At 65.1% G+C, this 6,384-nt stretch carries 6 protein-coding genes; all 6 read left to right on the forward strand.

Annotated features, from left to right (window positions below; translation table 11 throughout):
• Positions 1 to 245: 245 nt before the first annotated feature.
• The 6 genes from urtB to fmdA all read left to right on the forward strand — a co-directional run bounded on the left by urtB (position 246) and on the right by fmdA (position 6,334).
• The gene (urtB, locus tag MBTS_RS13810) at positions 246 to 1,172 is read left to right on the forward strand and encodes an urea ABC transporter permease subunit UrtB (RefSeq protein ID WP_018041706.1); all 927 of its coding nucleotides are present in this window, start codon (positions 246 to 248) and stop codon (positions 1,170 to 1,172) included.
• Between the two features lie 13 nt (positions 1,173 to 1,185).
• Complete coding sequence (urtC, locus tag MBTS_RS13815) at positions 1,186 to 2,352, forward strand: urea ABC transporter permease subunit UrtC (RefSeq protein ID WP_018041705.1); 1,167 nt, start codon at positions 1,186 to 1,188, stop codon at positions 2,350 to 2,352.
• A 14-nt stretch (positions 2,353 to 2,366) separates the two neighbouring features.
• A complete protein-coding gene (gene urtD / locus MBTS_RS13820; RefSeq protein WP_018041704.1) occupies positions 2,367 to 3,152 on the forward strand; it encodes an urea ABC transporter ATP-binding protein UrtD in 786 nt (261 codons plus the stop codon).
• A gap of 14 nt (positions 3,153 to 3,166) precedes the next feature.
• Positions 3,167 to 3,919, forward strand: coding sequence for an urea ABC transporter ATP-binding subunit UrtE (gene urtE / locus MBTS_RS13825; RefSeq protein ID WP_147831125.1), 753 nt, complete (start codon positions 3,167 to 3,169; stop codon positions 3,917 to 3,919).
• A 53-nt stretch (positions 3,920 to 3,972) separates the two neighbouring features.
• Positions 3,973 to 4,989: an alpha/beta fold hydrolase gene (locus MBTS_RS13830; RefSeq protein ID WP_147831127.1), complete on the forward strand. Its 1,017-nt coding sequence runs from the start codon at positions 3,973 to 3,975 to the stop codon at positions 4,987 to 4,989.
• A gap of 115 nt (positions 4,990 to 5,104) precedes the next feature.
• Positions 5,105 to 6,334 (forward strand): formamidase, encoded by a 1,230-nt coding sequence (gene fmdA / locus MBTS_RS13835; RefSeq protein WP_056146897.1) that lies wholly within the window; start codon positions 5,105 to 5,107, stop codon positions 6,332 to 6,334.
• Positions 6,335 to 6,384 lie beyond the last annotated feature (50 nt).

The raw sequence follows: 6,384 nt of genomic DNA on the forward strand, positions 1-6,384 counted from the left end.
CCCTCAGCGGGCTTAAGGGTTCCACGTTTTTCGGCGGGATGCGCTGCCCCCCTCCCCCTTGCGGGGAGGGGTTAGGGCTGGGGGTGGTTGGGTGACCCTCCCGGAGCGGAGACCAGCGAGCCACCCCCACGCCGGCCCTCCCAACAAGGGGGGAGAGAGCCTGCCTTTTCAGGGTCGCACCGCGCCACGCCCGATCGGCCCAATGCTTGCAAAGCAGACGTCGGATTCTTCGGAAGGTCGAAAACATGCTCGGTGACTATTCACTCGGAGATCTCGGCGCGATCTTCGCGATGCAGGGTTTCGCCGGCCTGATCCTGTTCTCGGTCTACGTGCTGATGGCGCTCGGCCTCGCGGTCATCTTCGGCCAGATGGGCGTGATCAACATGGCGCACGGGGAGTTCATGATTCTCGGCGCCTACGTCACCTATCTGTGCTCGACCTTCTTCCAGACCCACCTGCCCGGCCTGTTCGGCGTCTACTTCTTCGTGGCGATGATCCTGGCCTTCCTGGCCTCGGGAGCCCTGGGGATGATCGTCGAATGGACGCTCATCCGCCATCTCTACAAGCGCCCCCTCGATACGCTGCTCGCCACCTGGGGCCTCTCGCTGATCCTGCAACAGGCCTACCGCACCATCTTCGGGGCCCGCGAAGTCGGCGTCGAACTGCCCTCCTGGCTCATCGGCTCGGTCCAGGTCACCGACACGATCGAGGTGCCGATCAACGGCCTGTTCGTGATGGCGATCACCACCCTCATCACCGTCGGCGTCGGCCTGCTGATGTACCGCTCGCGCTTCGGCCAGCAGGTCCGCGCCGTGATGCAGAACCGCCCCATGGCGGGCGCGGTCGGCATCGATACGGAGAAGGTGGATCGCTACACGTTCGGCCTCGGCTGCGGCATCGCCGGTGTGGCGGGCTCGGCCTTCACCATGATCGGCTCCACCGGGCCGACCTCGGGCCAGCTCTACATCGTCGACACCTTCCTGATCGTCGTCTTCGGCGGCGCGGCGAGCCTCCTCGGCACCATCGCCTCGGCCTTCTCGATCTCGCAGACTCAGTCGACCCTCGAATTCTTCCTGTCCGGCTCCACCGCCAAGGTTCTGACGCTGCTCGCCGTCGTCGGGATCCTGATGGTTCGCCCGCAGGGTCTGTTCACCCTCAAGGTCCGGCGCTGAGGAGGCCATCCCGATGACAAGCCCCGTCCAGACCCTGTCGAAGTCGCTCACCGTGAACGACAATCCCTTCATGAAGCCGATGGAGTGGGTGAGCCTCGCTCTCCTCGCCGGCCTCATCCTCTTCGTCCTGCCGGCGACCCTCGACGCGTTCCGCCTCAACCTCGTCGGCAAGTACCTGACCTACGCCTTCGTGGCGCTGGGCCTCGTCATGTGCTGGGGCTATGCCGGCATCCTATCCCTCGGGCAGGGCGTCTTCTTCGGGCTCGGCGGCTATTGCATGGCCATGTACCTGAAGCTCGAAGCCTCGAGCGTCGAGAACACCAAGATCCAGTCCACGCCCGGCATCCCTGACTTCATGGACTGGAACCAGATCACCGAACTGCCCCTGATGTGGAAGCCGTTCCAGAGCCTGCCGCTGACGCTGATCCTCGTCGTGGCCGTGCCGGTGTTCTTCGCCTTCATCATCGGCTTCGCGATGTTCACCCGCCGGGTCGGCGGCACCTACTTCGCCATCATCACCCAGGCCATCGCCGCCATCCTGACGATCCTCATCGTCGGCCAGCAGGGCTATACCGGCGGCATCAATGGCATCACCGACCTGCGCACCCTGCACGGCTGGGACATCCGCACCGACAGCGCGAAGTTCATCCTCTACTTCGTCAATGGCGGCCTGCTCCTCGGCTGCATCCTGGCGGCGCAATACGTGAAGAAGGCCAAGCTCGGGCGCATCCTCCTCGCCATGCGCGACAAGGAGGACCGGGTCCGGTTCTCGGGCTATTCCGTGGCCGGGTTCAAGGTCTTCGCGTTCTGCCTCGCGGCCGGCTTCGCCGCCATCGGGGGCGCGATGTTCACCCTGCAGGTCGGGTTCATGTCGCCATCCTTCGTCGGCATCGTGCCCTCCATCGAAATGGTGATCTACGCCGCCGTCGGCGGGCGCCTGTCCCTGTTCGGCGCGGTCTGGGGCACGCTTCTGGTCAACTGGGCCAAGACCACCTTCTCGGAGAGCTTCCCCGAACTCTGGCTCTTCGGCCTCGGCGCCCTGTTCATCGCCGTCGTGCTCGCCTTCCCCAACGGGCTGGCCGGCATCTACCGCAGCTACGTCGAGCCGCGCCTGACCCGCAAGGTCAAGGCACTGGCGCCGGCGGGCGGACCCGTCCCCCACGGCACCCCCGCCGAATAGGAGCGAGACTGACGATGAACGCCGCCATCCTGAGCTCGCCGATCATCGGTGAATCCCCCGACGCGAAGGACTTCCTCCTCTCGGTGGAAGCCCTCACCGTCTCCTTCGACGGCTTCAAGGCGGTGAACGACGTGTCGTTCTACGTCGATCCCAACGAGATCCGCGTCATCATCGGCCCCAACGGCGCCGGCAAGACCACGGTGCTCGACCTGATCTGCGGGCGCACCAAGGCCAGCGCCGGCTCGATCAAGTTCAAGGGCCAGGAACTCACCAAGATCTCGGAGAGCGCCATCGTCCAGGCCGGCGTCGGCCGCAAGTTCCAGACGCCGTCGATCTATGACGATCTCACGGTGTTCGAGAACCTTGAGATCTCCTTCCCCCGCGGCCGCACGGTCTGGGGCGCGCTGACCTTCAAACGCGATGCCGAGGTCCGCGACCGCATCCACGAAGTCGCGACCATGATCTTCCTGAAAGATCAGCTCAAGGAACGGGCCGAGTTTCTCAGCCACGGCCAGAAGCAATGGCTCGAGATCGGCATGCTGCTGATCCAGGACCCCGAACTCCTGATGCTCGACGAGCCGGTGGCCGGCATGAGCGTCGGCGAGCGCATCAAGACCGCCGAACTCCTCAACCAGATCATCGTCGGCCGCTCGGTGCTGGTGATCGAGCACGACATGAAGTTCGTCGAGGACATCGCCCACCGGGTCACCGTGCTGCACCAGGGCAAGGTGCTCTCCGAAGGCTCGATGGAGCGGGTGAAGAACGACCCGAAGGTCATCGAAGTCTATCTCGGCCACTGAACAGGACCGGCGCCATGCTTCAGACCAGTTCCGCCTCGGCCACCCTCCCGCCGGCGCACGCCCTCGGGACTCAGCTGATGCTGGCGATCCGCGACCTGCACTCGGCCTATGGCCAGAGCGAGGTGCTGCACGGCCTCGACATCAGCATCGCGCCGGGCGAGATCGTCGCCGTGATGGGTCGCAACGGCATGGGCAAGACCACGCTGATGAAGACCCTGATGGGGATCGTCCCGGTAAAGTCCGGCACCATCACCGTCGACGGCCGGGACATCACCGCCCTCAAGAGCCACCAGCGCGTGGCGGGCGGCCTCGCCTACGTGCCGCAGGGCCGGATGATCTTCTCGGCCATGACGGTGCAGGAAAACATCGAGACGGGCCTGACCGTCACCAAGGAGCGCAAGGTTCCGCAGGACCTCTACACGATGTTCCCGGTCCTGCTGGAGATGAAGGCAAGACGCGGCGGCAACCTCTCCGGCGGCCAGCAGCAGCAACTCGCCATCGCGCGGGCGCTGGCCAGCCGGCCGAAGGTGCTCCTCCTCGACGAGCCCACCGAAGGTATTCAGCCCTCGATCATCCGCGAGATGGGACGGACCCTGAAGAAGATCCGCGACGAGCGCGGCCTCTCCATCGTCGTCTCCGAGCAGGTGCTGAGCTTCGCCCTCGACGTCGCCGACCGGGTCCTCGTCATCGAGAACGGCAACATCGTCCACGAGGCGATGCGGGCCGACATCGACGAGGCGCAGGTCGCCCGCTTCCTTTCGGTCTGATTGCCGGGGCCGCATTCGCCCGCCGTTCCGCAACACAGCTCCAGGGAGCCCCCATGGCGGATTACGAGATCTTCGAACTCGGCGACTATGTGCTCCAATGCGGTAAGACGCTGCGCAAGGCCAAGCTCGCCTTCAAGACATTCGGAACGCTCAACGCGGCCAAGGACAACGCCATCGTCTATCCGACCTGGTATTCGGGCCAGCACACGGAGAACGAATGGCTGATCGAGCCGGGCAAGGCTCTCGACCCGGACAAATACTTCATCATCATCCCGAACATGTTCGGCAACGGGCTCTCGTCATCGCCGAGCAACACGCCCGCCCCCTGGGACGGGCCGCGTTTTCCCAACGTGACGGCCTACGACAACGTCGTGGCCCAGCACCGCCTCGTCACCGAGCATTTCGGCATCGAAACGCTGGTGCTGGTGACGGGCTGGTCGATGGGTGCGCTCCAGACCTACCATTGGGGCGCGCTCTATCCCGACATGGTCCCGCGCATCCTGCCGTTCCAGGGTTCGGCCAAGTGTTCGCGGCACAATTTCGTTTTCCTCGAAGGGGCGAAGGCCGCCCTCCAGGCGGACGCCGCCTTCGCGGAGGGCTGGTACACCTCGCCGCCGAACAAGGGGCTGCGCGCCTTCGGCCGGGTCTATGCCGGTTGGGGCCTGTCGCAGACCTTCTACCGGATCGAAGCCGACCTGACCCATATGGGCTACGCGTCCCTGGAGGATTTCCTCGTCGGGTTCTGGGAAGGCCTGTTCTACACCCGAGACGCCAACGATCTGCTGGCCATGCTCTGGACCTGGCAGAACGGCGATATCGGCGCCAACCCGGTCTTCAAGGGCGATACCAAGGCTGCGCTTGCCGCGATCCGCGCCAAGGCGATCCTGATGCCGGCCTCCACCGACCTGTACTTCCCGCCGGAGGACAACCGGATCGAGGCGGAATCGATGCCGAACGCCGAGTTGCGGGTGATCGAAACTTGGTGGGGCCATTTCGCCGGCGGCCCCGGTACCAGCCCCGACGACATCGCCACGCTCGACGCCGCGCTCAAAGAGCTGCTCGCGAGCTGAAGAGCCGGGCCGCGCCGCCAAGGGCGCCGCCGGCCATCGTTTACGGCCCGCCGGATGAGCCGGCCGGCCCAAACGGGGCGCACGCCCCGGTCACGCCAGAGGGAGTCGAACAACGATGGCTGAGACCCTGATCAAGGTCGACCTGACGCAGTCGGCCTACGACAACGATATGGTCCACAATCGCTGGCACCCGGACATTCCGATGGTGGCCATGGTCAAGCCCGGCGACGACTTCATCGTCGAGACCTATGACTGGACCGGCGGCTTCATCAAGAACAACGATTCCGCCGACGACGTGCGCGACATCGACCTGTCGATCGTCCACTTCCTGTCCGGCCCCATCGGCGTCGAGGGCGCGGAGCCCGGCGATCTCCTGGTGGTCGATCTCCTCGATATCGGCGCCAAGCCCGAAAGCCAGTGGGGCTTCAACGGCTTCTTCTCCAAGAAGAACGGCGGCGGCTTCCTCGACGAACACTTCCCCCAGGCCCAGAAGTCGATCTGGGATTTCGAGGGCATGTTCACCAAGTCGCGCCACATCCCCGGCGTGCGCTTCCCCGGCCTGATCCATCCCGGACTGATCGGTTGCCTGCCCGATCCGAAGATGCTGGAGACCTGGAACACCCGCGAGAAGGCGCTCTACGACACCAATCCCGGCCGTGTGCCGGCGCTCGCCACGCTGCCCTTCGGTCCCACCGCCCATATGGGCCGGCTCAAGGGCGAGGCGAAGGACAAGGCCGCGGCGGAAGGCGCCCGCACGGTGCCGGGCCGCGAGCATGGCGGCAATTGCGACATCAAGGATCTGTCGCGCGGCTCGAAGATCTACTTCCCCGTCTACGTGCCGGGCGCCGGCCTCTCCATGGGCGACCTGCATTTCAGCCAGGGCGACGGCGAGATCACCTTCTGCGGCGCCATCGAGATGGCGGGCTGGGTCCATCTCAAGGTGAGTCTCATCAAGGACGGCATGTCGAAATACGGGATCAAGAACCCGATCTTCAAGCCGTCGCCGATGACGCCGAAATTCGACGACCACCTGATCTTCGAGGGTGTCTCGGTCGATGAATACGGCAAGCAGCATTACCTCGACGTGACCGTGGCCTACCGGCAGGCCTGCCTCAACGCCATCGAATACCTGAAGAAGTTCGGCTATTCGGGCGCCCAGGCCTACTCGATCCTCGGCACCGCCCCGGTCCAGGGCCACATCTCCGGCGTCGTCGACATCCCGAACGCCTGCGCCACGCTCTGGATTCCCACGAAGATCTTCGACTTCGACATCAACCCCGGCGCCGACGGGCCGATCAAGCACATCGACGGCTCGATCCAGATGCCGCTCTCGCCGGATCTGTGAGAGGCGGTTCTGCCCTTCAGTCGAGCGCGTCCCCCTCCCCCTTGTGGGGA

This window comes from Methylobacterium bullatum (assembly GCF_014845095.1).
In the GTDB taxonomy this organism is placed as follows: Bacteria; Pseudomonadota; Alphaproteobacteria; order Rhizobiales; family Beijerinckiaceae; genus Methylobacterium; species Methylobacterium bullatum.

What these genes read in the sequence shown, in the direction of transcription:
- urtD (WP_018041704.1), top strand. Translation starts at nt 2,367, where the DNA reads ATGAACGCCGCCATCCTGAGCTCGCCGATCATCGGTGAATCCCCCGAC.
- urtE (WP_147831125.1), top strand. Translation starts at nt 3,167, where the DNA reads ATGCTTCAGACCAGTTCCGCCTCGGCCACCCTCCCGCCGGCGCACGCC.
- urtB (WP_018041706.1), top strand. Translation starts at nt 246, where the DNA reads ATGCTCGGTGACTATTCACTCGGAGATCTCGGCGCGATCTTCGCGATG.
- fmdA (WP_056146897.1), top strand. Translation starts at nt 5,105, where the DNA reads ATGGCTGAGACCCTGATCAAGGTCGACCTGACGCAGTCGGCCTACGAC.
- urtC (WP_018041705.1), top strand. Translation starts at nt 1,186, where the DNA reads ATGACAAGCCCCGTCCAGACCCTGTCGAAGTCGCTCACCGTGAACGAC.
- MBTS_RS13830 (WP_147831127.1), top strand. Translation starts at nt 3,973, where the DNA reads ATGGCGGATTACGAGATCTTCGAACTCGGCGACTATGTGCTCCAATGC.